The organism is Vibrio neonatus (assembly GCF_024346975.1).
Taxonomy (GTDB): Bacteria; Pseudomonadota; Gammaproteobacteria; order Enterobacterales; family Vibrionaceae; genus Vibrio; species Vibrio neonatus.
This window is the reverse complement of the sequence record NZ_AP024885.1, coordinates 476,136-502,409: the sequence shown is the minus strand read 5'-3', so window position 1 is coordinate 502,409 and position 26,274 is coordinate 476,136. Positions and strand designations below refer to the sequence as shown.

At 44.5% G+C, this 26,274-nt stretch carries 19 protein-coding genes, 5 tRNA genes and 3 rRNA genes; 10 read left to right on the top strand and 17 right to left on the bottom strand.

What is annotated here, in order from left to right:
- Window positions 1-41 precede the first annotated feature (41 nt).
- The 4 genes from trhP to OCU38_RS02385 all read left to right on the top strand — a co-directional run bounded on the left by trhP (window position 42) and on the right by OCU38_RS02385 (window position 3,143).
- Window positions 42-1,415: a prephenate-dependent tRNA uridine(34) hydroxylase TrhP gene (trhP, locus tag OCU38_RS02400; RefSeq protein WP_152822464.1), complete on the top strand. Its 1,374-nt coding sequence runs from the start codon at window positions 42-44 to the stop codon at window positions 1,413-1,415.
- 3 nt (window positions 1,416-1,418) lie between these two features.
- A complete protein-coding gene (locus OCU38_RS02395; RefSeq protein WP_023404775.1) occupies window positions 1,419-1,673 on the top strand; it encodes a YfhL family 4Fe-4S dicluster ferredoxin in 255 nt (84 codons plus the stop codon).
- 160 nt (window positions 1,674-1,833) lie between these two features.
- A complete protein-coding gene (locus tag OCU38_RS02390; protein ID WP_261823629.1) occupies window positions 1,834-2,289 on the top strand; it encodes a DUF6314 family protein in 456 nt (151 codons plus the stop codon).
- Window positions 2,290-2,291: 2 nt separating this feature from the next.
- Window positions 2,292-3,143: a DMT family transporter gene (locus tag OCU38_RS02385; RefSeq protein WP_261823628.1), complete on the top strand. Its 852-nt coding sequence runs from the start codon at window positions 2,292-2,294 to the stop codon at window positions 3,141-3,143.
- 80 nt (window positions 3,144-3,223) lie between these two features.
- Here the strand turns inward: OCU38_RS02385 and OCU38_RS02380 are convergent, their stop codons facing one another.
- The 13 genes from OCU38_RS02380 to rluD form a co-directional block, all read right to left on the bottom strand.
- Window positions 3,224-3,625: an ArsR/SmtB family transcription factor gene (locus tag OCU38_RS02380; RefSeq protein ID WP_261823627.1), complete on the bottom strand. Its 402-nt coding sequence runs from the start codon at window positions 3,623-3,625 to the stop codon at window positions 3,224-3,226.
- A gap of 3 nt (window positions 3,626-3,628) precedes the next feature.
- Window positions 3,629-3,901, bottom strand: coding sequence for a hypothetical protein (locus OCU38_RS02375; RefSeq protein WP_261823626.1), 273 nt, complete (start codon window positions 3,899-3,901; stop codon window positions 3,629-3,631).
- Between the two features lie 164 nt (window positions 3,902-4,065).
- A tRNA-Asp gene (locus OCU38_RS02370) sits at window positions 4,066-4,142 on the bottom strand.
- Between the two features lie 84 nt (window positions 4,143-4,226).
- A 5S ribosomal RNA gene (gene rrf / locus OCU38_RS02365) occupies window positions 4,227-4,342 on the bottom strand.
- 124 nt (window positions 4,343-4,466) lie between these two features.
- Window positions 4,467-7,354, bottom strand: a 23S ribosomal RNA gene (locus OCU38_RS02360).
- A gap of 439 nt (window positions 7,355-7,793) precedes the next feature.
- Window positions 7,794-7,869 (bottom strand) — tRNA-Val (locus OCU38_RS02355).
- A 37-nt stretch (window positions 7,870-7,906) separates the two neighbouring features.
- Window positions 7,907-7,982: transfer RNA gene (locus tag OCU38_RS02350), tRNA-Ala, on the bottom strand.
- Between the two features lie 33 nt (window positions 7,983-8,015).
- Window positions 8,016-8,091: transfer RNA gene (locus OCU38_RS02345), tRNA-Lys, on the bottom strand.
- 2 nt (window positions 8,092-8,093) lie between these two features.
- A tRNA-Glu gene (locus OCU38_RS02340) sits at window positions 8,094-8,169 on the bottom strand.
- A 92-nt stretch (window positions 8,170-8,261) separates the two neighbouring features.
- Window positions 8,262-9,814: ribosomal RNA gene (locus OCU38_RS02335) — 16S ribosomal RNA — on the bottom strand.
- The 16S, 23S and 5S rRNA genes sit together here with 5 tRNA genes alongside, the layout of an rRNA operon.
- Window positions 9,815-10,320: 506 nt before the next feature.
- On the bottom strand, window positions 10,321-12,897 hold the full coding sequence (clpB, locus tag OCU38_RS02330) for an ATP-dependent chaperone ClpB (protein WP_261823625.1): 2,577 nt from the start codon (window positions 12,895-12,897) through the stop codon (window positions 10,321-10,323).
- A gap of 125 nt (window positions 12,898-13,022) precedes the next feature.
- Entirely contained in the window at window positions 13,023-13,745 is a 723-nt protein-coding gene (gene pgeF, locus OCU38_RS02325; RefSeq protein ID WP_261823624.1) for a peptidoglycan editing factor PgeF, read from the bottom strand.
- Window positions 13,746-13,747: 2 nt separating this feature from the next.
- Window positions 13,748-14,722, bottom strand: coding sequence for a 23S rRNA pseudouridine(1911/1915/1917) synthase RluD (rluD, locus tag OCU38_RS02320; RefSeq protein ID WP_261823623.1), 975 nt, complete (start codon window positions 14,720-14,722; stop codon window positions 13,748-13,750).
- Window positions 14,723-14,861: 139 nt separating this feature from the next.
- Between rluD and bamD the strand changes: the two genes are divergently transcribed.
- From bamD to yjjX, 5 genes are all read left to right on the top strand, one after another.
- On the top strand, window positions 14,862-15,587 hold the full coding sequence (bamD, locus tag OCU38_RS02315; RefSeq protein ID WP_261823622.1) for an outer membrane protein assembly factor BamD: 726 nt from the start codon (window positions 14,862-14,864) through the stop codon (window positions 15,585-15,587).
- An 89-nt stretch (window positions 15,588-15,676) separates the two neighbouring features.
- On the top strand, window positions 15,677-17,128 hold the full coding sequence (locus OCU38_RS02310) for an MltF family protein (RefSeq protein WP_261823621.1): 1,452 nt from the start codon (window positions 15,677-15,679) through the stop codon (window positions 17,126-17,128).
- A gap of 303 nt (window positions 17,129-17,431) precedes the next feature.
- Window positions 17,432-17,779 carry a ribosome hibernation-promoting factor, HPF/YfiA family gene (gene hpf, locus OCU38_RS02305; protein ID WP_261823620.1) on the top strand — a complete coding sequence of 116 codons (348 nt, stop codon included), beginning with the start codon at window positions 17,432-17,434 and terminating at the stop codon, window positions 17,777-17,779.
- 132 nt (window positions 17,780-17,911) lie between these two features.
- Complete coding sequence (locus OCU38_RS02300) at window positions 17,912-19,090, top strand: chorismate mutase (RefSeq protein ID WP_261823619.1); 1,179 nt, start codon at window positions 17,912-17,914, stop codon at window positions 19,088-19,090.
- Window positions 19,091-19,636, top strand: a complete 546-nt coding sequence (yjjX, locus tag OCU38_RS02295) for an inosine/xanthosine triphosphatase (RefSeq protein ID WP_261823618.1) — start codon at window positions 19,091-19,093, stop codon at window positions 19,634-19,636.
- Window positions 19,637-19,651: 15 nt separating this feature from the next.
- Here the strand turns inward: yjjX and trpR are convergent, their stop codons facing one another.
- Together trpR and sltY are read right to left on the bottom strand one after the other, a co-directional pair.
- Window positions 19,652-19,948 (bottom strand): trp operon repressor, encoded by a 297-nt coding sequence (trpR, locus tag OCU38_RS02290; protein ID WP_261823617.1) that lies wholly within the window; start codon window positions 19,946-19,948, stop codon window positions 19,652-19,654.
- Window positions 19,949-19,980: 32 nt separating this feature from the next.
- On the bottom strand, window positions 19,981-21,903 hold the full coding sequence (sltY, locus tag OCU38_RS02285) for a murein transglycosylase (RefSeq protein ID WP_261823616.1): 1,923 nt from the start codon (window positions 21,901-21,903) through the stop codon (window positions 19,981-19,983).
- Window positions 21,904-22,117: 214 nt separating this feature from the next.
- Between sltY and ettA the strand changes: the two genes are divergently transcribed.
- Window positions 22,118-23,785 (top strand): energy-dependent translational throttle protein EttA, encoded by a 1,668-nt coding sequence (gene ettA, locus OCU38_RS02280; protein ID WP_261823615.1) that lies wholly within the window; start codon window positions 22,118-22,120, stop codon window positions 23,783-23,785.
- Window positions 23,786-23,877: 92 nt separating this feature from the next.
- On the opposite strand, the gene tyrA is transcribed toward ettA, so the two are convergent.
- Together tyrA and OCU38_RS02270 are read right to left on the bottom strand one after the other, a co-directional pair.
- Complete coding sequence (gene tyrA, locus OCU38_RS02275; RefSeq protein WP_261823614.1) at window positions 23,878-25,008, bottom strand: bifunctional chorismate mutase/prephenate dehydrogenase; 1,131 nt, start codon at window positions 25,006-25,008, stop codon at window positions 23,878-23,880.
- Between the two features lie 15 nt (window positions 25,009-25,023).
- A complete protein-coding gene (locus OCU38_RS02270) occupies window positions 25,024-26,094 on the bottom strand; it encodes a 3-deoxy-7-phosphoheptulonate synthase (RefSeq protein ID WP_261823613.1) in 1,071 nt (356 codons plus the stop codon).
- Window positions 26,095-26,274 lie beyond the last annotated feature (180 nt).

Genomic DNA, 26,274 nt, shown 5'->3' with positions numbered 1-26,274 from the left:
TGGCGAGATCCTGACTTGAAATCAGAATAGAGTATAAAAACATGTTCAAACCAGAATTACTTTCTCCTGCCGGTAGCCTTAAAAACATGCGTTACGCCTTTGCCTATGGTGCAGATGCGGTTTACGCAGGCCAACCACGCTACAGCCTTCGTGTTCGTAACAACGAGTTCAACCACGAAAACCTGCAAATCGGTATCAACGAAGCTCATGCCCAAGGCAAGAAACTGTATGTGGTTTGTAACATTCAGCCCCATAACTCTAAGCTAAAAACCTTTATTCGCGATCTTAAACCGGTTGTAGAAATGGGCCCTGACGCATTGATCATGTCAGATCCTGGTCTCATCATGATGGTTCGCGAAGCTTTCCCTGATATTGCTATTCACCTATCAGTACAAGCCAACGCCGTAAACTGGGCGACCGTGAAATTCTGGTCAACTCAAGGCGTTGAACGTGTGATTCTTTCTCGTGAGCTTTCACTGGAAGAAATTGAAGAGATCCGCGAGCACTGCCCAGAAACTGAGCTCGAAATCTTTGTTCACGGCGCATTGTGCATGGCGTACTCAGGTCGCTGCTTACTGTCTGGTTACATGAATAAACGTGATCCTAACCAAGGCACTTGTACTAATGCTTGTCGTTGGGAATACAAAGCAGAAAAAGCCACTGAAGACGATGCTGGTCAAATCGTAGAGATTCAAGAAGCGGTAACTACGGAAAACCAAGAGCGTCCAGACAACACGCTAGGTCTTGGTAAACCAACAGATGAAGTGATCTTGCTATCAGAATCTCATCGTCCAGAAGAAAAAATGGCCGCGTTTGAAGATGAGCATGGTACTTACATCATGAACTCTAAAGATTTACGTGCTGTTCAACACGTAGAACGCCTAACTAAAATGGGTGTACATTCACTGAAAATTGAAGGCCGTACTAAGTCTTTCTATTACTGTGCACGTACCGCTCAGGTTTACCGTAAAGCCATCGACGATGCAGTAGAAGGCAAGCCATTTGATCCAAACCTACTAGGCACTCTAGAGAGTCTTGCTCACCGTGGTTACACAGAAGGTTTCCTACGTCGTCACACTCACGATGCTTACCAAAACTACGAATACGGTTACTCGGTTTCTGATTCTCAGCAGTTTGTGGGTGAATTCACAGGTAAACGTCGCGGCGACCTTGTTGAAGTTGAAGTGAAAAACAAATTCATGGTGGGTGATAGCCTAGAGCTAATGACTCCACAAGGTAACGTCGTATTTAACCTAGAAGTGATGGAAAACCGTAAATCAGAAACTATCGATGATGCGAAAGGTAACGGTCACTTTGTGTTTATTCCTGTTCCTGAAGATATGGATCTAGAGTTCGCTCTATTGATGCGTAACCTAAACCCAGGTCAAGATACTCGTAACCCATCAGGTAAGTAATCGATGGCACTACTGATACAAGATACATGCATTAATTGCGATATGTGCGAGCCTGAGTGCCCTAATAGCGCAATTAGTATGGGCGACTCAATCTATGAAATAGATCCTGACCTATGTACTGAGTGCAAAGGTCACTATGATACTCCCACGTGTCAGTCTGTTTGCCCTATTACTAAGTGTATAATTACCGACCCACTACGTGTCGAAACGGAAGACGAATTACTAGAGAAATTCGTCATTATCCAAGGTATCGCTTAGACCTAATAGTTGACCTACTTTAAATCCGATATTCAGTCATGATTATCGGATTTTTTATGGGCAGCGATTTATGGGAAGCAAAAACAAACTCAATCGATGAGTTATGTCTTATAGACTGAGATAAAACGTAAGCAACTGATTTTAATTATGAGTAATCAAGATGTTTGATCTTTGGCAAGAGCTGCAAAAAATTAATCACTACCACTATCAATCACAACCGGGAGCTAATTCCGTTATGGGTTGGGCGGGTGCAGGTAATGGTGATGTGACTTGTGAGCTCGAAGATCAGAATACACTCTATTTTAAAGAAGCAGGCCAATTTACCCTTCAGCAAAATGGCTATACCGTCGATACGCAAAATGAGTTTATTTGGCAGCGCTTAAATGAACATCAAATAAAACTGCTGCATAGCCGCTTTGGTCGTAACAATGCAGTTGAGCTGTTTGTCCTTAGCTACCATGCACAAACCCAGCAATGGATCAGTGATGCTGCCCATGTCTGCGCTGACGATCTTTATAGTGGCACAGTGCAATGGCAAGACAACGCAGTTGAATTTAGTTGGACCATCACTGGCCCACGCAAACAAGAAAATTTACATTATCGATATACGAGGTAGTTTTGATATATCTAATCGTTACCACGATCATCTGGTCGTTATCATTTAGCTTAATTGGCGTTTACTTAGCAGGACACGTGGATGCTTATGTATCGGTATGGATACGTATTGCGTTAGCCGCTATCGTATTTTTACCTTTTATTCGCCTTAAAGCGGTTAAGAAAAAAGAAGCACTACAACTGATGGGCATTGGCGGTGTACAGCTTGGCTTAATGTACATTTTTTACTACCAATCTTTCTTGCTCCTCACCGTACCCGAAGTGTTAGTGTTCACCGTATTTACGCCGATTTACGTCACCTTGATATACGACGCATTAAAGAAGCAGTTCAACCCTCTATACCTTTTAAGTGCCCTTGTAGCGGTACTTGGTGCCTTGGTAATTCGTTTTGATAACCTAACCGAAGACTACGTGATCGGTTTCTTTGTGGTGCAGTGCTCGAACCTCTGTTTTGCCTTTGGACAGGTTGCCTACAAATACTTCAAAGAAAGCCGCGAATACATGCCACAAAAAGACATTTTTGGTTGGTTCTATATTGGTGCATTGGTGGTGGTTAGTATCGCGTGGCTACTATGGGGTAAAGCCGAACTGCCAACCGATCCTGTACAAATTGGCGTATTGGTCTGGCTAGGTATTGGCGCATCAGGTTTAGGCTATTTCCTATGGAACAGAGGCGCAAGCCAAGTCGACCCCGGCTATCTAGCCATAATGAATAACGCCCTAATCCCAGCCGGACTCATCGTTAACGTTACTATCTGGAATCGCGATGTAGACATGACCCGCTTAGTGGTAGGCGGCGCAATCATTCTGCTGGCGCTGTTTATTCATTCCCGAATTAAGCGTGTTACTGAATAACTAATATTAGAGGCTAAGTGCTAGTTTAGTACTTAGTCTCAGCTTTGATGCAAAGCAGTGTTTAGGCTATTTAAACTCTATTAACCTATGACTGTATCTTTAACTTCAAGCCACTGCTCGCTGTTTGGACCAACAACACACTCTCCATTAACTCGCATCTCAAGTCGTAGCCGACATCGGCTTGTCACATCAAAGAATTGCTCTTTAGGCAGCTGTTTTACAGACTCAACAAGGGATTGCCAATACGCTAACTCTTGATTCGCTAAGGTATAATACACCCACTTACCGCACCTCTCTTGAGTCAATAAATTCGCCTTAAACAACATCTTCAGATTTCGAGATACGTTGTATTGGCTCTCTCCAGTAACATCCATCGCTTCAGCAACAGTCACTTTTTGATCAACATGGATAAGCAACCAAAACAGCTTCAAACGATTTGGCTCAGCTAACGCTTTTAATGCGTCTAGATATTGAATGTCCATTGATTACCTTTGTTTTTGTCGTAAGCCAACAAACATTATCGCAATACCAATTAAAAATACGACACCCGAGTGCATAGCATGAAAAGCCAACTCCCCTCTACTCGCCCCAGTAAACAAGGCATACCAGAAAAATGGACAGAATATCCCCAGCAGCGCAATGTTTCGTCCTGTACGCGTCTGATCTGAAATATCGCCCCCTTTAATCAAGGCGCGAAATACTTTAAACATATGACTGTACGCACACCACTTAGTCACGTTACTGAGTGCCACTTTCATCTCTAATCCTCATTAGACGTTTTATGAGTGGACACTTTACCTAATTCTAAAACAGATTCATAGATGCACAATTGTGCATGTGTGATTATTGTCGCAGTACTATTTGCTTGAGTTTCCTTAAGACGAAAAAAAGCCCTAGCATTTCTGCTAGGGCTTCTTATTAGTGGCGGAGTGGACGGGACTCGAACCCGCGACCCCCGGCGTGACAGGCCGGTATTCTAACCAACTGAACTACCACTCCGCACCAATTTGTTACTAAACAAGGTCTTATAAATGCCTTATCCAGTTTTTGTCTCTAGATATAAAATCTAAAAACGTAATTAAAGCCTGGCAATGTCCTACTCTCACATGGGGAAGCCCCACACTACCATCGGCGCTATTGTGTTTCACTTCTGAGTTCGGCATGGAATCAGGTGGGTCCACAATGCTATGGTCGCCAAGCAAAATTTGTTTTACTTCCAGCTTTAAAAAGCTAGAGGTAAATAATTCGGAAAACTGTATTTAAAAGTCTCTGTCACACATTCAAAGTTCTTACTTTGAGTCCACAAAACCCCTTGGGTGTTGTATGGTTAAGCCTCACGGGCAATTAGTACAGGTTAGCTCAATGCCTCACAGCACTTACACACCCTGCCTATCAACGTTCTAGTCTCGAACAACCCTTTAGGACACTTAAAGTGCCAGGGAAGACTCATCTCAGGGCTCGCTTCGCGCTTAGATGCTTTCAGCGCTTATCGATTCCGAACTTAGCTACCGGGCAATGCCATTGGCATGACAACCCGAACACCAGAGGTTCGTCCACTCCGGTCCTCTCGTACTAGGAGCAGCCCCCTTCAATCTTCCAACGCCCACGGCAGATAGGGACCGAACTGTCTCACGACGTTCTAAACCCAGCTCGCGTACCACTTTAAATGGCGAACAGCCATACCCTTGGGACCGACTTCAGCCCCAGGATGTGATGAGCCGACATCGAGGTGCCAAACACCGCCGTCGATATGAACTCTTGGGCGGTATCAGCCTGTTATCCCCGGAGTACCTTTTATCCGTTGAGCGATGGCCCTTCCATTCAGAACCACCGGATCACTATGACCTGCTTTCGCACCTGCTCGAATTGTCATTCTCGCAGTCAAGCGGGCTTATGCCATTGCACTAACCACACGATGTCCAACCGTGTTTAGCCCACCTTCGTGCTCCTCCGTTACTCTTTGGGAGGAGACCGCCCCAGTCAAACTACCCACCAGGCACTGTCCGCAATCCCGATTAGGGACCTACGTTAGAACATCAAGCATACAAGGGTGGTATTTCAAGATTGCCTCCACAAACACTGGCGTGCTTGTTTCAAAGGCTCCCACCTATCCTACACATGTAGGGTCAATGTTCAGTGCCAAGCTGTAGTAAAGGTTCACGGGGTCTTTCCGTCTAGCCGCGGGTACACTGCATCTTCACAGCGATTTCAATTTCACTGAGTCTCGGGTGGAGACAGCGTGGCCATCATTACGCCATTCGTGCAGGTCGGAACTTACCCGACAAGGAATTTCGCTACCTTAGGACCGTTATAGTTACGGCCGCCGTTTACCGGGGCTTCGATCAAGAGCTTCGACCTAAGTCTAACCCCATCAATTAACCTTCCGGCACCGGGCAGGCGTCACACCGTATACGTCATCTTACGATTTTGCACAGTGCTGTGTTTTTAATAAACAGTTGCAGCCACCTGGTATCTGCGACTCCTAGTAGCTCCATCCGCAAGGGACTTCACCGCCAAGAGCGTACCTTCTCCCGAAGTTACGGTACCATTTTGCCTAGTTCCTTCACCCGAGTTCTCTCAAGCGCCTTGGTATTCTCTACCCGACCACCTGTGTCGGTTTGGAGTACGATTCCTTATAATCTGAAGCTTAGAGGCTTTTCCTGGAAGCATGGCATCAATGACTTCACTGCACGTAGCAGCTCGACATCGTATCTCAGCGTTAAGAAAGTCCGGATTTACCTAAACTTTCCGCCTACATACTTGAACCTGGACAACCATCGCCAGGCCCACCTAGCCTTCTCCGTCCCCCCATCGCAATTATAAGAAGTACGGGAATATTAACCCGTTTCCCATCGACTACGCCTTTCGGCCTCGCCTTAGGGGTCGACTTACCCTGCCCCGATTAACGTTGGACAGGAACCCTTGGTCTTCCGGCGTGGGGGTTTTTCACCCCCATTATCGTTACTCATGTCAGCATTCGCACTTCTGATACCTCCAGCAGCCCTTACAGACCACCTTCAACGGCTTACAGAACGCTCCCCTACCCCGCACACAAAGTGTGCAGCCGCAGCTTCGGTGTATAGCTTAGCCCCGTTACATCTTCCGCGCAGGCCGACTCGACCAGTGAGCTATTACGCTTTCTTTAAATGATGGCTGCTTCTAAGCCAACATCCTGGCTGTCTAAGCCTTCCCACATCGTTTCCCACTTAGCTATACTTTGGGACCTTAGCTGGCGGTCTGGGTTGTTTCCCTCTCCACGACGGACGTTAGCACCCGCCGTGTGTCTCCCGGATAGTACTCAATGGTATTCGGAGTTTGCAAAGGGTTGGTAAGTCGGGATGACCCCCTAGCCTTAACAGTGCTCTACCCCCATTGGTATTCGTCCGAGGCGCTACCTAAATAGCTTTCGGGGAGAACCAGCTATCTCCAGGTTTGATTGGCCTTTCACCCCTAGCCACAAGTCATCCGCTAATTTTTCAACATTAGTCGGTTCGGTCCTCCAGTTGATGTTACTCAACCTTCAACCTGCCCATGGCTAGATCACCTGGTTTCGGGTCTAATTCTAGCAACTCGACGCCCAGTTAAGACTCGGTTTCCCTACGGCTCCCCTAATCGGTTAACCTTGCTACTAAAATTAAGTCGCTGACCCATTATACAAAAGGTACGCAGTCACTCTCGAAGAGCTCCTACTGCTTGTACGTACACGGTTTCAGGTTCTATTTCACTCCCCTCACAGGGGTTCTTTTCGCCTTTCCCTCACGGTACTGGTTCACTATCGGTCAGTCAGTAGTATTTAGCCTTGGAGGATGGTCCCCCCATGTTCAAACAGGATATCACGTGTCCCGCCTTACTCGATTTCACTTAAAATGACATGTCGACTACGGGGCTATCACCCTTTATTGCGGCACTTTCCAGAGCCTTCGTCTGTGTCATTAAAAGCTTAAGGGCTAATCCAATTTCGCTCGCCGCTACTTTCGGAATCTCGGTTGATTTCTCTTCCTCCGGGTACTTAGATGTTTCAGTTCCCCGGGTTTGCCTCATTAACCTATGTATTCAGTTAATGATACGTGCTTATGCACGTGGGTTTCCCCATTCAGAAATCCCAGACTCAAATGGTTATTACTACCTAATCTGGGCTTATCGCAAGTTATTACGTCTTTCATCGCCTCTGACTGCCAAGGCATCCACCGTGTACGCTTAGTCACTTAACCATACAACCCCAAAGGGTCTTGCTTACGCAATACGTTTGCTACAACGTAGTATGACGTTTCCAAGGTGCGTTATCTCTTTATTATGAGCGAGATAACATTCGATTTTGCCGGACTCAAATTTACACACCTACTTAAAGTAGATGTCCTTTTTTGTTCTACTTTTTTTAAAAAAAGTGGAAATAAAAAGGCAAGAACACTTGAATGTGTGTTGGTACCTACATCATAAAGATATAGGATTTGAGAACTTTTAAATTTGATAAGTAATAAATCAATTACTTATCGTCAGCTTTCCAAATTGTTAAAGAGCGAGATTTTTTAGCCATACAGCTATAAAACCATTTTCTAATCACTTTCGGTAAATCGCTTAGGCGACAAAAATCCCAACCAGTATCAATTTCTTGTTCTGGTTTGGAATAACTTTCCAAAAATAGTCAGAGAATGGTGGGCGATACTGGGCTCGAACCAGTGACCCCCTCCTTGTAAGGGAGGTGCTCTCCCAACTGAGCTAATCGCCCACATTTTATTGTTCAGTGGTATGAACATTTCTAAGAATGGTGGAGCTATGCGGGATCGAACCGCAGACCTCCTGCGTGCAAGGCAGGCGCTCTCCCAGCTGAGCTATAGCCCCATCTTAGATTCATTTTCTGCCAAAAGGAGAAAATGGTGGGTCGTGCAGGATTCGAACCTGCGACCAATTGATTAAAAGTCAACTGCTCTACCAGCTGAGCTAACGACCCAATGGTATCCCGTAGGGGAGTCGAACCCCTGTTACCGCCGTGAAAGGGCGGTGTCCTAGGCCTCTAGACGAACGGGACACTAAGTGAGATGTCTTGGGGGACATCTCGAATCTCTTTACTTTCTAAACCATATCAATCTGTGTGGACACTCATCGTGAATAATCATCGTATAAGGAGGTGATCCAGCCCCAGGTTCCCCTAGGGCTACCTTGTTACGACTTCACCCCAGTCATGAACCACAAAGTGGTGAGCGTCCTCCCGAAGGTTAAACTACCCACTTCTTTTGCAGCCCACTCCCATGGTGTGACGGGCGGTGTGTACAAGGCCCGGGAACGTATTCACCGTAGCATTCTGATCTACGATTACTAGCGATTCCGACTTCATGGAGTCGAGTTGCAGACTCCAATCCGGACTACGACGCACTTTTTGGGATTCGCTCACCATCGCTGGTTGGCCGCCCTCTGTATGCGCCATTGTAGCACGTGTGTAGCCCTACTCGTAAGGGCCATGATGACTTGACGTCGTCCCCACCTTCCTCCGGTTTATCACCGGCAGTCTCCCTGGAGTTCCCACCATTACGTGCTGGCAAACAAGGATAAGGGTTGCGCTCGTTGCGGGACTTAACCCAACATTTCACAACACGAGCTGACGACAGCCATGCAGCACCTGTCTCAGAGTTCCCGAAGGCACCAATTCATCTCTGAAAAGTTCTCTGGATGTCAAGAGTAGGTAAGGTTCTTCGCGTTGCATCGAATTAAACCACATGCTCCACCGCTTGTGCGGGCCCCCGTCAATTCATTTGAGTTTTAATCTTGCGACCGTACTCCCCAGGCGGTCTACTTAACGCGTTAGCTCCGAAAGCCACGGCTCAAGGCCACAACCTCCAAGTAGACATCGTTTACGGCGTGGACTACCAGGGTATCTAATCCTGTTTGCTCCCCACGCTTTCGCATCTGAGTGTCAGTATCTGTCCAGGGGGCCGCCTTCGCCACTGGTATTCCTTCAGATCTCTACGCATTTCACCGCTACACCTGAAATTCTACCCCCCTCTACAGTACTCTAGCCTGCCAGTTTCAAATGCGGTTCCGAGGTTGAGCCCCGGGCTTTCACATCTGACTTAACAAACCACCTGCATGCGCTTTACGCCCAGTAATTCCGATTAACGCTCGCACCCTCCGTATTACCGCGGCTGCTGGCACGGAGTTAGCCGGTGCTTCTTCTGTCGCTAACGTCAAACGATGAAGCTATTAACTTCAACGCCTTCCTCACGACTGAAAGTACTTTACAACCCGAAGGCCTTCTTCATACACGCGGCATGGCTGCATCAGGCTTGCGCCCATTGTGCAATATTCCCCACTGCTGCCTCCCGTAGGAGTCTGGACCGTGTCTCAGTTCCAGTGTGGCTGATCATCCTCTCAGACCAGCTAGGGATCGTCGCCTTGGTGAGCCATTACCTCACCAACTAGCTAATCCCACCTGGGCATATCCTGAAGCGAGAGGCCCGAAGGTCCCCCTCTTTGGTCCGTAGACATTATGCGGTATTAGCTATCGTTTCCAATAGTTATCCCCCACATCAGGGCAATTTCCCAGGCATTACTCACCCGTCCGCCGCTCGACGCCGTTATCGTTCCCCGAAGGTTCAGATAACTCGTTTCCGCTCGACTTGCATGTGTTAGGCCTGCCGCCAGCGTTCAATCTGAGCCATGATCAAACTCTTCAATTAAAGTTTTTTTGGCCGCTCTTGTAAAAAGGCGACCGGCTCAATGAATACTGACTTCAAAACTCTTTCTTTATAAATAAAGAAGTAATTTTAAAGCTATTACTATTCCAACAGAATAGTAATGAATTGACTGTGCCAATGATTAAAAATCATTGTATTGGTCACTCAGTTCATTGATAAATCTTTTCGATTATCATCAACGAGTGCCCACACAGATTGATAGGTTTAAATTGTTAAAGAGCGTTGCTTTCAAGGGTTACCCCCTTTGAGCGAGTGGTGTATTCTAATGAGATAATTACCAGTGTCAACCACTTTTTTATTAATCATTTCATCTTTTTAGCACCACTTGTTGTCAGCGAAGTTTATCGTGACAACGGAGGCGCATTATAAGAATAAAACGCCCCCTGACAACCCCTAAAATGCAGTTTTTTAAATAAAACTGTTTGGTTGGCTATTTTTCAGTCAAAGCAACCGTTTTCGTCGCTTTTATAAGCGAATAATAACCGTCATTAGCTTTGTTTCGCTACGATATCATCGCCTTCAACAGTTAACTCAATCACTTGTCCTGGTACAAATTTCCCAGAAAGTAGTGATTTAGCTAATGGATTTTCAACATATTGTTGGATTGCACGTTTTAGTGGTCTTGCCCCATAAACAGGATCAAAGCCAATTTGCGCAATTTTATCCAATGCTTCATCACTAATAGACATTGGGTAATCTTTCGCTTCCAAACGTTCTACCAATGCTTGCAACTGAATAGACGCAATATTGCGAATGTGTTTCTGTGCTAATGGGTGGAATACCACACTTTCATCCACTCGGTTTAGGAACTCAGGGCGGAAATGATTTTTCACCACATCCATCACTTGTTCTTTCATTTGAGCGTACGAGCTTTCACCAAATCCTGCATGGATTTCTGTTGAGCCCAAATTAGACGTCATGATCAATACGGTATTTCTAAAATCAACAGTGCGACCTTGTCCATCGGTTAAGCGTCCATCATCTAATACTTGTAATAAAATATTGAACACATCTGGATGCGCTTTCTCTACTTCATCAAGCAAGATAACAGAATATGGACGACGTCTTACAGCCTCAGTAAGGTAACCGCCTTCTTCATAACCAACATAGCCCGGAGGCGCGCCCACTAGTCGAGCCACAGAATGTTTTTCCATGAACTCTGACATATCAATGCGCACCATTGCCTCTTCACTATCAAATAGGAAGTGAGCCAATGTTTTACACAGTTCGGTTTTACCTACCCCAGTTGGACCTAAGAATAAGAAAGAACCAATCGGTTTGTTTGGATCGGACAATCCTGCTCGACTACGGCGAATGGCATCAGCCACAGCACTTACGGCTTCGTTTTGACCAATCACTTTTTGGTGTAGATCTTCTTCCATACGCAAAAGTTTGGATTTTTCTGCTTCCAACATTTTAGCAACTGGAATACCGGTTTGTTTGGATAGCACTTCGGCAATTTCGGCATCCCCTACTTTGTTTTTCAGTAAGGTCAGTTCTTTTTGCTCTGCGTCAGAGGCTAACTGCAACTGTTTTTCTAAATCCGGAATGCGACCGTATTGCAATTCAGACATACGATTCAGATCACCTGCTCGACGGGCAAATTCAATATCTAAACGAGCTTGCTCTAGTTCAGCTTTGATATCTTGCGTGCCAGATAGTGACGCTTTTTCTGCTGTCCATACTTCATCTAGCTCAGCATATTGGCGTTCTTTGTCTGATAACTCTTCGTTGATCAAGGCAACCCGTTTACGGCTGGCATCATCATCTTCTTTATTGAGCGCTTGTTGCTCCATTTTCAATTGGATGATTTTACGATCGAGTTTATCCATCGCTTCCGGTTTTGAATCGATCTGCATACGAATAGAAGACGCCGCTTCATCAATCAAATCGATGGCTTTATCAGGAAGCTGACGATCAGACACATAGCGATGTGACAAGGTGGCCGCCGCTACGATAGCCGGATCGGTAATATCAACATGGTGGTGAAGTTCATACTTCTCTTTTAAACCACGTAAAATAGCGATGGTGTCTTCAACACTAGGCTCATCCACCAGCACTTTTTGGAAACGACGTTCCAGTGCCGGATCTTTTTCGATGTATTGTCTATGTTCATCCAGTGTTGTTGCGCCCACGCAGTGTAAATCACCACGCGCTAGAGCTGGTTTTAGCATATTACCGGCATCCATTGCGCCGTCGCCTTTACCTGCGCCCACTACGGTGTGCATTTCATCAATGAACAAAATGATATTGCCATTTTCTTGGGCTAGTTCGTTAAGCACCGCTTTTAAACGTTCTTCAAATTCACCGCGATATTTAGCACCGGCAATCAATGCCCCCATATCTAAAGAAAGAACTCGACGTCCTTTTAGGCCTTCAGGGACTTCATCATTGATAATTCGTTGTGCTAAGCCTTCGACGATAGCGGTTTTACCCACACCGGGTTCACCGATAAGCACAGGGTTGTTTTTGGTTCTGCGTTGCAATACTTGAATGGTGCGACGAATCTCATCATCACGACCAATAACAGGGTCGAGTTTGCCCTGCTCTGCACGCTCAGTTAAATCAATAGTGTATTTGCTGAGTGCTTGTCTTTGATCTTCTGCACTAGGATCATCGACCTTTTGACCACCGGTGATCTTTTCGATGGCATCGATGATTTTCTTCTCGGTAACCCCTTGCGCTTTCAGCATTGGTCCAAGTTGGCTACTGTCGTTAATTGCGGCTTGTAAAAATAGCTCTGAGGAGATGTAGCTATCATTACGTTTTTGCGCAAATTTATCACACAGGTTAAGTAATTTAGTTAATGTCGCAGAAACCTGTACATCAGCGGCCATACCACTGACTTTGGGAAAGCTATCTAATTTATCGGACAGTTGAGCGCGCAGTTGAACAAGGTCAACTTTTAGCATAGTCAGAAGCGGTCTTACACTACCACCCTCTTGATCGAGCAAAGAGAATAAAAGGTGGCTAGGTTCTATATATTGATGATCTCGACCTACAGCCAAGGATTGGGCATCTGAGAGGGCGGCTTGAAATTTGCCGGTTAGTCGATCATAACGCATATTGGCCTCCTGAGAGCAATTGATGACTAGGGTACCAACCGTACGTATCGCTTTGTGATTGGTATACTAGTTATATGGGGGCTTGTAAGGCTAATTTCAAGTGCTACAGGAATTATGCAGGTAAACTATTCAATCCAAATAAAGCTAGATTGACGACCTGTTGAGGCTTGTCTGCGATAGGAAAAGAAACGCTCTTGATCTTGGTAAGTACATAAACCAGATAGCGAGATGTGATCGCAACCTGCTCTTTGTAATCGTAATTTAGCCAATAAAGGAAGATCGGCCATCCACTTACCCGGTTTGTGTTGATGAAACGCGACCGCATCATCGCTGTTTACTTGAATAAACTGCTCTCGGACTTCATCGCCCACTTCAAAAGCATCCAAACTAATGGCAGGACCAATCCAAGCGACTACGGGGCCAGAAAAGTGACTCAAGGTATTTTCTAAAATCCCTCCCACCAAGCCGCGCCAACCAGCATGTGTACTGGCTACTTTTGTTCCATCAGCACTGGCAAACAATACTGGCAGACAATCCGCAGTCATAACGCTACACACTACACCCGGCACTGAAGTTACGAGTGCGTCAGCTTCGATAGTTTCAGTCGTTGGCTCGGTTAACTCAACTACTGTAGTGGAGTGAGTTTGATTCATCCATACCGGAGGTGACGGCATATTGCTTAATTGAGCGAGATGATCGCGGTTTTTCTGCACCGTAACCGGATCATCATTAACATGCATCCCTAAATTGAGACTGGCAAAATCGCCCACAGAAAAACCACCTTTGCGAGTGGAGCTAATGGACTTTACGCAATTTGCTACGTTCCAATTGGGATGCAAGTAACTCATGATTAATATTCGTCTTCGTAGTTGTCGCGCATATCTTGGCGCAGCGCTTCAGCCATCTCAATCATGTCATCAGGAACAGGAGCATGAAATTGCATTTCTTCGCCTGTTGTTGGATGCACAAACTTCAGCATAACCGCGTGTAGAGCCTGACGATCAAAACTGCGGATCATAGTAGTCAGTTCTTCTGTTGCGCCTTTTGGAATACGTGCACGACCACCATAGGCGATATCACCTAGCAGTGGATGTTGTAAGTAAGACATGTGTACACGAATTTGGTGAGTACGGCCTGTTTCTAGACGTAGTCGAATACGTGTGTGCTCACGGAAACGCTCAGCAACACGATAGTGAGTGATTGCTGGCTTACCGAATTCACTGACTGCCATTAAGATGCGTTTGGTTGAGTGACGTCCGATAGCTTTATCAATCATGCCACCAGCGGTCATTTTACCAATCGCAATCGCTTCGTATTCACGAGTAATACGGCGTTTTTGCAAAGTACGCACTAAGCGAGTTTGCGTAGGGACATTTTTTGCCACTACCATCAAACCTGTGGTGTCTTTATCAAGACGATGCACGATACCCGCACGCGGTACTTCGGCAATCTGAGGGTAATGATGCAATAGTGCATTCAATACTGTGCCATCTGGAGTACCTGCTCCAGGGTGAACCACTAGGCCTCTAGGCTTATTGATCACTAACAGATCTTCATCTTCATAAACAATGTCTAAAGGTATGTCTTGGGCTTCCCATCGTTCTTCATCTTCGATTTCTGCCAAAACAACAATGTCCTCACCACCCATTACCCTAACGCGAGCTTTTGTGACAACGGCACCATCAACGCTGACTTTTCCGGCGAGTAACCATTCTTTTAAACGCGAACGGGAAAACTCATCGAACAATTCTGCGATGGCCTGGTCTAGGCGTTGACCTAGTTGACTCTCTTTTACGGTACTTTTTAATTCTATCTGCTGGGCCATATCTAACTTTTTAAAAAACAGTGGGACTAATGCTTGTTTATATGAAAAAATAAGCGTTTCCGTTATTGTATCTGCTTACTCGCCGATTGTAACGGCAACCTAGGAAATAATTTAATTGAGCATGGCTTCGCGTTTTAATATGAAACATCAAACTCTAGTCGGCCTTTTGTCTGCTATGTTGCTTTTCGGATGCAGCAGTAGCGATGAAATTGTACCCGATGTACCACCTTCACAATTGTATGCAGATGCTCAGACTTCACTCCGAGCTGGCTCTTGGTCGTCTGCTGTAGAAAAGCTAGAAGCTTTAGATTCTCGCTATCCATTTGGTCCGTATTCAGAACAAGTGCAACTTGATCTTATATATGCGTATTACAAAAATGATGAGCTTCCATTGGCTCTTGCTACCATCGAGCGTTTTATTCGCTTAAACCCAACCCATGAAAGATCTGACTGGGTTTTATATATGCGTGGTTTAACGCATATGGCGCAAGACAGAAACTTTTTGCATGATGTGTTTAACATCGATCGTTCTGATCGAGATCCTGAACCCGTCAAACAAGCATTTTCTGACTTCAAACGTTTATTGCAGCGTTACCCTACCAGTGCATATGCAGAAGATGCCGAGCAACGCATGATAGCGTTGAAAAAGCGTCTGGCTGACTATGACTATGCTTCTGCCGATTTTTACATCCGTCGTAAAGCATGGATTGCGGCCATCAACCGCTGTCAAGAATTGCAACGTAGCTACCCTGATACTGAGGCAGCACGTAAGTCTTTACGCTTACAACTTATCGCCTATCAAGAACTTAAATTAGATGATGCCGTGGCTCGAACTGAAAAACTCATTGAGCTAAATCCACTTTAAGTGTTAAATTTAAGAAGCGAGATGTTAAATATTTAACATCTCGCTGTGGTGCACGTGCCACTTTTTCATAAACCAACACGGAATGTTGTATGAAAAATCTTATGCTGGGGCTACTTGCCTCTGTCCTGCTGTCCTTACCGACACAGGCACTTGAACTGTCTCCAATCCAAAAGAACACCTATATTGGTGATTATAAAGTCATCAAAGAAAAAGGCGTGGTTCGCGCTTTAGTGGCTGCTGATCTTGGTTTTTACTATGTAGAAGGTGGCAGACCAAAAGGCATCATCGCCGAGCAATTACATCACTTTGAGCTTAGCTTGAAGAAAAAACATCCTTACATGCGGATTAAAATTATCCCTGTCACTCGAGATGCGCTGTTTGATGCGTTAAACGATGGTCAAGGCGATGTGGCGATTGCTAATCTCACCATTACTGAGCGGCGCAAAAAAGAAGTCGACTTCAGCACCCCTATCCTTACTGGGGTCAACGAACTGTTCCTTACTCATAATTCACAAGAACCCATTACTTCTGCTGAGCAAGTCAGTGGGATGGAAGTGTGGATCAGAGCAAGTTCTAGCTACTTTGAAAGTATCCAAGCGCTCAACAAGCAACTGTCTAGTAGTGGGCATATTCCTATACAAGTAAATTTTGTTCAAGAAAGCCTGCAAGACCTAGAATTAGTGGAATTGGTCAATCAAGGCTTAATTCCCGCCACCATTATTGATAGTCATAAAGCCAGCTTGTGGCTAAACGTGATGAAAAACATTCAAGTCCATGAAGAGTTCCCTGTACGCAGTGATGCACAAATTGCTTGGGCTTTACGTCATCACAACCCTGAATTTAAGCAAGTGATCAATAGCTACTTAAAAACAGCCAAACGAGGCACTTTGCTGGGCAATGTTATCTATAAGAAGTATCTGCAAGATACACGCTGGTTAACCCGCGCCTTAAACCCGAAAAAAATGGCTAAACTTGAAAGCTTATCTAACCTATTTGAGCATTATGGACAAGAATATCAAATTGATTGGGTGATGCTGTCGGCGCAAGCCTTTCAAGAATCAGGTCTAGACAATAGTAAAGTCTCACACCGAGGTGCGGTAGGCATTATGCAGGTACTGCCAGCTACTGCGAAAGACCCTTATATCAATATCCCTAACATTAAGCCGGTCGAAAATAATATTCATGCTGGAACCAAGTATCTAAGGTTTATCCACGATAGGTACTTTAGTGACCCTGATATCGATGAAAGTAATAAAGTTTACTTTAGCCTAGCGTCATACAATGCAGGCCCAGCCAAAATCCGTAGGATGAGAGCCTTAGCGCTAAAGCAGGGATACGATCACAATATCTGGTTTAATAATGTCGAAATCGTGGCAAGGCGAAACATAGGGCGTGAGCCTGTGCAGTATGTTGCCAATATAAATCGTTACTACACAATTTATAAGCAGCTTGGCGAGATCCAAAGTGAGCGTGAAGAATTGAATAATGATTTGAATAAACAGATTAGCCCAGTGCAATTGATCTTTGATGTCTCAGATTAAACAAAATCATGCAGTGCTAATACTGTACTAAGTTAAGCCAACGAGTCGGTAGCGATAAAAATAGAGCCATTACTCACTAAAAAAGGCGCAGCAAGTCCTAAACTCGCTGCGCCTTTATCCATTCAAATTTGACACTAAATACGAGTCTCGGCAAGGGTTTTCTTGCAAACATATGCAAATAATCACAAACATTATGTCTCCATTTTTGACTGGCTTTTAATGTGATCTAGATCACATATATTTTTTATCAAAGTCGTAATCTGAACCTAACGGAAGATGTTAGACACAGAGGAAACGACCTATATGAAAATGAACATTACTGGCAAAAACATTGAAATCACCTCTGCAATTCGCTCTCATATTGAAGAGAAATTTAAAAAACTAGAAAAATGGCAAGTCGACATTATTGGTTGCAATGCAAGCTTCCAAGAAGAGCCAAATAAGAACAAACGATTTGAAGCAGTCATCAGCGTACCAAAAGGACAATTAGTTGCTTCTGCCGTTCATGCCGATTTATATATCGCAGTGAATGAAGTTGAACAAAAACTTGAACGACAACTGAATAAACTTCGCCACAAACCTGACGCACGACGCGCAAGTCATTCCGATGCACCGGTTGAACCAGAAGAACCTGTGATTGAAGAAGTTTAATTAAGATCAATCTATAAACTAACTTATAAAAACAGCGCCCTTTCGGCGCTGTTTTTGCTTGACCCTAATTCCCGCCATAGCTTATTGTGATCTATAACTCTCTTTCGCAATCACCATTTAAAGGAATTAGAAATGGCTGAAACACCACTTTCTCTCGACGATATTCGCAATCGCCTCAATGCTCTTGACGATAAACTGCTAAGTTTGCTCTCCGAACGCCGTAATTTGAGCTTAGAAGTCGCGAAAAGCAAAGTGGAGACCTCTAAGCCCGTCAGAGATGCGGATAGAGAACAACAATTGTTGGTCAAACTAATCAATAACGGTAAAGAGAAATACCAACTGGATGCGGAATACATCACTAAAGTGTTCTACACCATCATCGAAGACTCAGTATTACTTCAGCAAGCCTACCTACAAAACTTGGTGAACCCTGCTCTGCAACGTAAGCCTCTGGCTCGCGTCGCTTTTCTTGGTGCTAAAGGTTCATACTCGCACTTAGCTAGTCAAGATTACTTTAGCCGTCGTAACACTGACCTTATTGAACTCAATTGTGAGTCTTTCAAAGAGGTGACTAAAACCGTTGAGTCTGGGCATGCTGACTATGGCGTACTGCCTATCGAGAACACCAGCTCTGGCTCTATCAACGAAGTGTATGACCTGTTGCAGCACACTACCCTATATATTGTAGGTGAACTCTCTCAGCCGATTGAGCACTGTTTGCTCTCGCCAGAAGAAGTGCGATTAGAAGACATAAAGACTATCTATTCTCACCCTCAGCCTCATCAGCAATGCAGTGACTTCTTAGGTCGTCTAAAAGGCACCAAATTAGAAACCTGTGCTAGCACCGCCGATGCAATGTTAAAAGTGAAAGAGCTTAATCGCCCTGACGCCGTGGCTATCGGTAATGCACTCAGTGGTAAGCTGTACGGCTTACAAAACGTGCAGGGAAATATTGCTAACCAAACCGAAAACCATACTCGCTTTATTGTGGTTGCGCGTAAGGCGTTCAGCGTTTCCGATCAAATTCCAGCCAAAACCACCTTAATTATGTCTACCTCTCAAGAGGCAGGCTCATTGGTAGAAACCTTATTGGTACTGCAACGCCACAACATCAATATTAAGAAGCTAGAGTCTCGTCCTATCATGGGCAATCCATGGGAAGAGATGTTCTATATGGATCTTGAAACTCACCTCGATTCACATGCGGCGCAATCGGCCATTAATGAATTGGTTACGATCACCCGTTACCTGAAAGTGCTAGGCTGTTATCCAAGCGAAAATATCAAGCCAACTCAGGTTAAAGTGCCTTAGATGAACAGCAGTATCAGCAAGGTTGTAGTGGCCTCTTTAAATCCGGCCAAGATTAAAGCAGTAGAAAGTGCTTTTAATGAAGTGTTTCCTGAGCAAGCATTCAGTTTTGTCGGCGTCAGTGTGGATAGCGGGGTTAGCGATCAGCCTATGTCCAACGCAGAGACAAAACGCGGCGCACAAACTCGGGTTGATAATGCCAAACAAGCTATTTGCGATGCGCAATTTTATGTGGGCTTAGAAGCAGGCATTGAAGATAACGCCACTTTTGCGTGGATGATTATTGAATCCAAGCAAGATATTGAATCTGAGAAAAAGCACGGTGAATCGCGCTCATCGAGCCTCATGCTACCTAGCAAGGTATTGGATTTGATCACGCAAGGTAAAGAGCTTGGGGATGCGATGGATGAAGTGTATAGCACCATCAATATCAAACAAAAAGGCGGCGCTATTGGAATACTGACCAATAACCGTTTGAGTCGCAGTAGTGTTTATCACCAAGCACTTATCTTGGCTCTTATTCCATTTAATAACGCAGACGCTTTTTAAGTTAACGTCTGCATTTTATTCGACAAAGGGTTTCAGAAGACGAGAAACAAGCTGTTGCTCCTCCTCTGAACGCCCTTTTAATTCGTTAGAACCCCGCGTTACCGTTGCAATCCCTACTCCAAGATCTTGACTGATCTGTCGCTGTGAACAGCTTTCGTTCAACAACTTGTGCAGTATCTTTGCTCTAGTGACTAATGCTTCTTTCTCGTCAGGCGTGAGCATCATGGATAATAATGTTTGATGCTCGCCCTGCTCTGCCGCTTTAGCTATGGTAACGAGTAGCTTTTGCCACTCTTGCTCTACTGGGTTCATAACGTATCTGCTTATCTTCTAACACTCTCTTATTAATACTTCATTTCAGACTCTAAGTCAGATAAAAATGGCCCCTTTTTGTTTAAGATATCGCGATAATAGACCTCAAACATCAGGATATTTTTGATGTAACCGCGAGTTTCAGCAAACGGAATCGATTCTATATAGGAATAGACATCCACTTTACCGCCGGTTCTTTCTCGCCATAGCTCCACTCTATTTGGACCTGCGTTATAAGCGCCAAATGCGAGCACTCGGTTACCATCGTAATCCTCTAGTAAGCCCGCTAAATACTGACTGCCAATCTCAATATTTTTACTCACATCAAACAATTCATCAGCACCGCTGTATTCAATGTTGTAATGCTTGGCTGTAGAGGCGGCCGTTTTGGGCATAATTTGCATTAAACCGCGAGCGCCTACTGGCGATTGAGCATCAATATCTAAACCACTTTCTTGTCGAGCTAATGCCATTAAAGTAATTGGATCTAAGTCGTGCTTTTTCGCATAAAAGTTAAACCACCATTGATGAGCAATTGGGAAACGCAGGCTGATATGATCCCACATTTTCGCTTCAATGGTCGCAATCACCGAAAGATGATTCCAGTGATGCTTAGCTGCATATTGCGCTAATAGTTTCTTTTGTGCGGAAGTTGAACGAGCTAATAGCCAGCGCCACTCGCGTTTAGCCGTGCTAATTTTATCTACCGCGATAAGCTCTTTCACGCGAGCTAACGACTCCGAAAACGGCTCAATAGAAGCCTCTGATTTAGTCGGCATTAAAGTGTTATATTGAATTGGCTGCTGTAAGTAATCAGCGGCTGCAATACTATAAAAGCTGCGATAACCAAGCAGTTTTTGCATGCGCGCTTTACCCTCTTTTACCTCACCTTGAGCAAGCTGTGCGCGCGCTTTCCAATACTGCCAACGCTTAGACTCTTTCTCTTTAGTTGGCATTTTGTCTATCCAAATATTGAGTCCATGCCAGTCTTGGTGCTGAATGGCTAAACGCGCTCTGCGCTGCAACCATTTTGGATTCGTGCTTTTTAGTAGTGTGTCATCACGCCACTTTGCCAGCTCGGCATCATCGGTGTTGATCAAGCTGTAAGCGATATAATCGGCGCTATCTTGATACTCTTTATCGGTAAACTTCTGTGCTTTGGCAACTTTATCTATCACTTTAATCGCCAGTTGCGGATTGGCTTGTTGATAGGTGATGCGCTTTAAGGTTGCTAAGGTCACTTTCTTATTAAGATCAGATTGTGCTTGAGATGTGGCAAATGCTTCTATTTGCGAAGTATCTTTATACAATTGATTAATGGCTTGCGCGTTTTCCTTAGCAGAATCGGATTCAGGTAAGTCTTGTAAGTAATTAAGCAAGCGTGCATTGCGGCTGACAAAAGCCAGTCCCATACGTTGCAAAATCACAGTATCTTTACGCAGACCCGCTTCATCCCATGCTTTAAATAGCTCATTACACTCTTTGGCAATGCTAGAACCTGTCATCCATATCTTTGAAGCACCTTTAAATGCATCCACCGTTTTGCCCATTTGATATTGAGCAAAGTAATAGCTGCATTGATAGCTCTGCATACGTGGCTTTTTAGGTTGAAAGCGGTAAAAGCCCTTCCAGTCTTCAGCTTTAACTAAGGCATCTAGATATGAGCCTCGGATTGACTGAGAAAATGGGTATTGGTGATGTGCTTTTATGTATTGCTCTACTTCGACTGGGGTGCGTTTGTCTAAGTCGAGCATATACATACGATAATCGAGATAAGGTGTCAGTGGGTAATCGTTCAGTTGCTCTCTTAATACCTGATATTCAGGAATATCCTTATTAGTGATGAGAGTTTGAGCCTGCTCGTAGGCTTCTCGTTGTTGCTCTAATGTCATTGCTGAAACAGAGATTGATACTATTCCAGCCCCAACTCCTAACCATTTAATAAATACTGACATGCGTCTCTCTTTGTGGCGATGCTTATGGTTTATTTGCTTATATTCATAATACGCAACAAATCATGATATTTGTAAGAATCAGGTAAATAACTATTTAGGGTTTCAACAAGTGAAGATTTTGCGCTCCACACGGTAACAAAAACGGTTTGCATAGTATAAAATAACCCTTTGTCTCTATGGTCTGTAGACCCATACAATAAAGGATCTCTAGGTAATGGCTGAATACGTCTATACCATGTCTCGGGTGAGCAAAGTCGTGCCACCAAAACGTCAAATCCTCAAAGATATTTCCCTAAGCTTTTTCCCTGGCGCAAAAATCGGCGTACTAGGTTTAAACGGTGCAGGTAAATCGACTCTATTACGCATCATGGCTGGTATCGATACTGATATCGACGGTGAAGCACGTCCACAACCGGGATTGAATGTAGGTTACCTGCCACAGGAACCAAAACTAGATGAGTCTAAAACCGTACGTGAAGTGGTTGAAGAAGCCGTTTCTGACGTTGCTGGTGCCATGAAACGTTTGGATGAAGTGTACGCAGCCTATGCTGAACCTGACGCTGATTTCGACGCGCTTGCAAAAGAGCAAGGCGATTTGGAAGCACTTATCCAAGCCAAAGACGGTCACAACCTTGAAAACTCTCTAGAGCGCGCTGCGGATGCATTGCGTCTACCTGAGTGGGACCAAAAAATTGAACACCTTTCTGGTGGTGAACGTCGCCGCGTAGCCATTTGTCGTCTGCTTCTAGAAAAACCAGACATGCTACTACTCGACGAACCAACCAACCACTTGGATGCAGAATCTGTAGCATGGCTTGAGCGCTTCCTAGTAGATTATACGGGAACTGTTGTGGCGATTACCCACGACCGTTACTTCCTAGATAACGCTGCTGGCTGGATTCTTGAACTTGACCGTGGTGAAGGTATTCCATGGGAAGGTAACTACACTTCTTGGCTTGAGCAAAAAGATGCGCGTCTACAACAAGAAGCGTCTCAAGAAAGTGCTCGTCAAAAAACCATCGAGAAAGAGCTGGAATGGGTTCGTCAAAACCCTAAAGGCCGTCAATCTAAATCTAAAGCTCGTATGGCTCGCTTTGAAGAACTGCAAAGTGGCGATCGTCAAAAGCGTAACGAAACTAACGAATTGTTCATCCCACCAGGTGAGCGTCTAGGTGATAAAGTGGTTGAGGTTAAGAACCTAACTAAATCATTTGATGGGCGTGTGCTTATCGATGACTTGTCATTTAGCATGCCTAAGGGTGCAATCGTCGGTATTATCGGTGCTAACGGCGCGGGTAAATCAACCCTATTTAAAATGCTAAGCGGCGCAGAACAGCCTGATTCAGGTACGGTTGAAATGGGTGATACGGTTAAACTGGCCTCTGTTGATCAGTTCCGTGACAGCATGGATGACAAGAAAACCGTCTTCCAAGAGATCTCTGAAGGTGCTGACATCATTAAGATCAACAACTTTGAAATTCCAGCACGTGCTTACTGCTCACGCTTTAACTTCAAAGGATCAGATCAACAGAAGATCATTGGTGAGCTTTCTGGTGGTGAACGTAACCGTGTGCACCTTGCTAAGCTACTTAAAACGGGTGGCAACGTATTGCTTCTCGATGAACCAACCAATGACCTTGACGTTGAAACGCTACGTGCACTAGAAGAGGCGCTACTTGAGTTCCCTGGCTGTGCCATGGTTATCTCGCATGACCGTTGGTTCCTTGACCGTATCGCCACTCACATCATTGATTACCGTGATGAAGGGCAAGTTAACTTCTACGAAGGTAACTACAACGAATACATGGAATGGTTGAAGAAGACTCTTGGTCCTGAAGCTGCTGAACCACATCGTATTAAATACAAGCGTGTAGCGAAGTAATTCGTATCGCAGAAAACTAAAAAGGTCGCTTCACATTGATTGTGAAGCGACCTTTTTTAATATCTAAACTCTTTTCTTATCTAAGCAATAGCTTAGCTGTCTCTTTGGATGGAATCATTCGCTTGTTTAAGCAACTTTTGACTCTCACTCATAAATTGCTGAGAGTAATCGCCAAACCAATCAGATACTGAATTAAACTGCTTAATAAACGCCGTTTTATCGTGCTTATCGAGTAGAGTCAGTGCTTCACCAAATCGAGAGTGGAAACGCTTTATCATCTCTATGTTTTCTTCGGAAGATAAAATGATATCACCGTACAGATCTGGGTCTTGGGCGAACAATCGACCGACCATCGCCAATTCTAAGCGGTAGATAGGCGAGCTCAGTTTAAGCAAAGTATCAATATTAGGATTTTCTTTACTCAAATGCAGACCGTAAGCAAACGAGGTAAAGTGGCGCAGTGCTTGAATCAACGTCATACCATGATCGTGATGCTCAGCTTCCATAGGACATAAACTTGCGCCCCAAATAGCAAACTGCTGCAGCAACCATAGGTAGTGCTCTTCGCCTCGCCCATCACAATGTACAATCACCTGTTTTGCCAAACTTGGTACGTCTGGGCCAAACATTGGGTGCAGACCAACCACTGGCCCGGCATGTACATCTAGCATCGCCTGCAATGGTTTTGCTTTGATGGAGGTGAAATCACACAAAATACAGTCTGCTGGTAAGTTATTTAACTTGCCAATCACCGCTTCTGTTTTATTGATTGGTACAGTAACAATCACAAGGCCAGCGTTTTTAAACAGCTCATCCGCTTCATGCCAATTTTTACTGCCTAACACTTTGACGCTATAACCAGAAAGATCAAACATCTTTCTGAACAAGCTACCGAGTTGGCCATTACCACCGATAATGACCACATCGCCTAAGTCAGGGTTTAAGCATTTAAACCCTGAGTCTTTTTCGCTAGCGTAGGACTCACGCATCACTCTGCGTAGGATATCTTCAATAAGTTGAGGCGGTATACCGCGTTTTTGAGCTTCTTCTCGACGAGACGCCAGCATTGCAGCTTCTCGGTCTGGCACGTAGATAGGCAGGCCATGTTCACTCTTGACCTCACCCACTTCTTCGACCAATTTTAGTCGTTGCTCAAGTAGATCAAGCATTTGCTTGTCTACTAAATCAATCTTATCTCTTAAACCCTGTAGTGCCTTTGCCATGTTTTTCTCTACTACTTACTTGATTCTATCTTTTAAAATTGGGATTAGCTCTTCGCGAGCTTTCAGCAATAGTGCCTCAGTTGAGTCCCAATTGATACATGCATCAGTAATGGAAACACCGTACTGCAGTTGATCTAACGGAATATCAGTGCCTTGATTGCCTTCATTGATGTTACTTTCAATCATCAAACCAATAATCGATTTGTTGCCTTCACGAATTTGTTGAATAGCGTCAGCGGCAACAAGAGGTTGGCGACGGTAGTCTTTACGTGAGTTTGCGTGGCTACAATCAATCATTAGTGCAGCATCAAGACCGGCTTTTGCTAGTTCTTCTTCACACTCACGAACAGACACTGAATCGTAGTTAGTTTGCTTACCACCACGTAAGATTACGTGTCCATCAGGGTTACCTTTCGTTGTCAGTAGTGCAACTTGTCCCGCGCGGTTAATACCGATGAAACGGTGACTAGAAGACGCCGCTTGCATTGCGTTGATTGCAGTTGAAAGGCTACCGTCAGTACCGTTTTTAAAGCCAACAGGCATTGAAAGACCACTGGCCATTTCACGGTGAGTTTGTGATTCAGTAGTACGAGCGCCAATTGCAGACCAGCTAAAGGTATCTGCTAGGTACTGAGGGCTGATTGGATCAAGCGCTTCAGTGGCCAATGGAATACCCATATCGGCTAATTCAACTAATAGTTTACGTGCAATATGTAGACCATGTTCAATATCAAAAGAACCATCCAAATGTGGGTCATTGATTAGCCCTTTCCAACCAACGGTTGTACGAGGTTTTTCAAAGTAAACACGCATAACCAATAGGATTTGGTCACCAACAACTTCAGACAATGCCTTCAAGCGCTTGGCGTATTCTTTAGCTGCTTCTACATCATGGATAGAACAAGGACCACATACCACTAATAGACGGTGATCTTTTTTATCAACGATGTTGGCGATAGTTTCACGAGATTGTTGAATAAACTGACGAGCAGTCTCACTCAAAGGGATCTTTGCTTTTAACTCGTTTGGAGTAATTAGAATCTGCTCTTGGCTGATATTAACGTTACTAAGTTCGCTGCGTTGCATAGTGTCACCGTAAATAATTTTGTACGTAATTTTTAAGATATGTTTCAACAATACCCGAAGATAAGATTAAAGCAAGACTTTTGTACGTTATTTATTACACTTGATGTAAACCTAAATTTACACCGCCATGCAAGTGTCTCTATTTTAAAAACTAAGTATGCTTTTCAGCAACAAGCCTAA

Excerpts from the sequence above, each read along its gene's own strand:
- trhP (WP_152822464.1), top strand. The coding sequence starts at position 42 with ATGTTCAAACCAGAATTACTTTCTCCTGCCGGTAGCCTTAAAAACATG.
- OCU38_RS02395 (WP_023404775.1), top strand. The coding sequence starts at position 1,419 with ATGGCACTACTGATACAAGATACATGCATTAATTGCGATATGTGCGAG.
- OCU38_RS02390 (WP_261823629.1), top strand. The coding sequence starts at position 1,834 with ATGTTTGATCTTTGGCAAGAGCTGCAAAAAATTAATCACTACCACTAT.
- OCU38_RS02380 (WP_261823627.1), bottom strand. The coding sequence starts at position 3,625 with ATGGACATTCAATATCTAGACGCATTAAAAGCGTTAGCTGAGCCAAAT.
- OCU38_RS02375 (WP_261823626.1), bottom strand. The coding sequence starts at position 3,901 with ATGAAAGTGGCACTCAGTAACGTGACTAAGTGGTGTGCGTACAGTCAT.
- clpB (WP_261823625.1), bottom strand. The coding sequence starts at position 12,897 with ATGCGTTATGATCGACTAACCGGCAAATTTCAAGCCGCCCTCTCAGAT.
- pgeF (WP_261823624.1), bottom strand. The coding sequence starts at position 13,745 with ATGAGTTACTTGCATCCCAATTGGAACGTAGCAAATTGCGTAAAGTCC.
- rluD (WP_261823623.1), bottom strand. The coding sequence starts at position 14,722 with ATGGCCCAGCAGATAGAATTAAAAAGTACCGTAAAAGAGAGTCAACTA.
- bamD (WP_261823622.1), top strand. The coding sequence starts at position 14,862 with ATGAAACATCAAACTCTAGTCGGCCTTTTGTCTGCTATGTTGCTTTTC.
- OCU38_RS02310 (WP_261823621.1), top strand. The coding sequence starts at position 15,677 with ATGAAAAATCTTATGCTGGGGCTACTTGCCTCTGTCCTGCTGTCCTTA.
- hpf (WP_261823620.1), top strand. The coding sequence starts at position 17,432 with ATGAAAATGAACATTACTGGCAAAAACATTGAAATCACCTCTGCAATT.
- OCU38_RS02300 (WP_261823619.1), top strand. The coding sequence starts at position 17,912 with ATGGCTGAAACACCACTTTCTCTCGACGATATTCGCAATCGCCTCAAT.
- yjjX (WP_261823618.1), top strand. The coding sequence starts at position 19,091 with ATGAACAGCAGTATCAGCAAGGTTGTAGTGGCCTCTTTAAATCCGGCC.
- trpR (WP_261823617.1), bottom strand. The coding sequence starts at position 19,948 with ATGAACCCAGTAGAGCAAGAGTGGCAAAAGCTACTCGTTACCATAGCT.
- sltY (WP_261823616.1), bottom strand. The coding sequence starts at position 21,903 with ATGTCAGTATTTATTAAATGGTTAGGAGTTGGGGCTGGAATAGTATCA.
- ettA (WP_261823615.1), top strand. The coding sequence starts at position 22,118 with ATGGCTGAATACGTCTATACCATGTCTCGGGTGAGCAAAGTCGTGCCA.
- tyrA (WP_261823614.1), bottom strand. The coding sequence starts at position 25,008 with ATGGCAAAGGCACTACAGGGTTTAAGAGATAAGATTGATTTAGTAGAC.
- OCU38_RS02270 (WP_261823613.1), bottom strand. The coding sequence starts at position 26,094 with ATGCAACGCAGCGAACTTAGTAACGTTAATATCAGCCAAGAGCAGATT.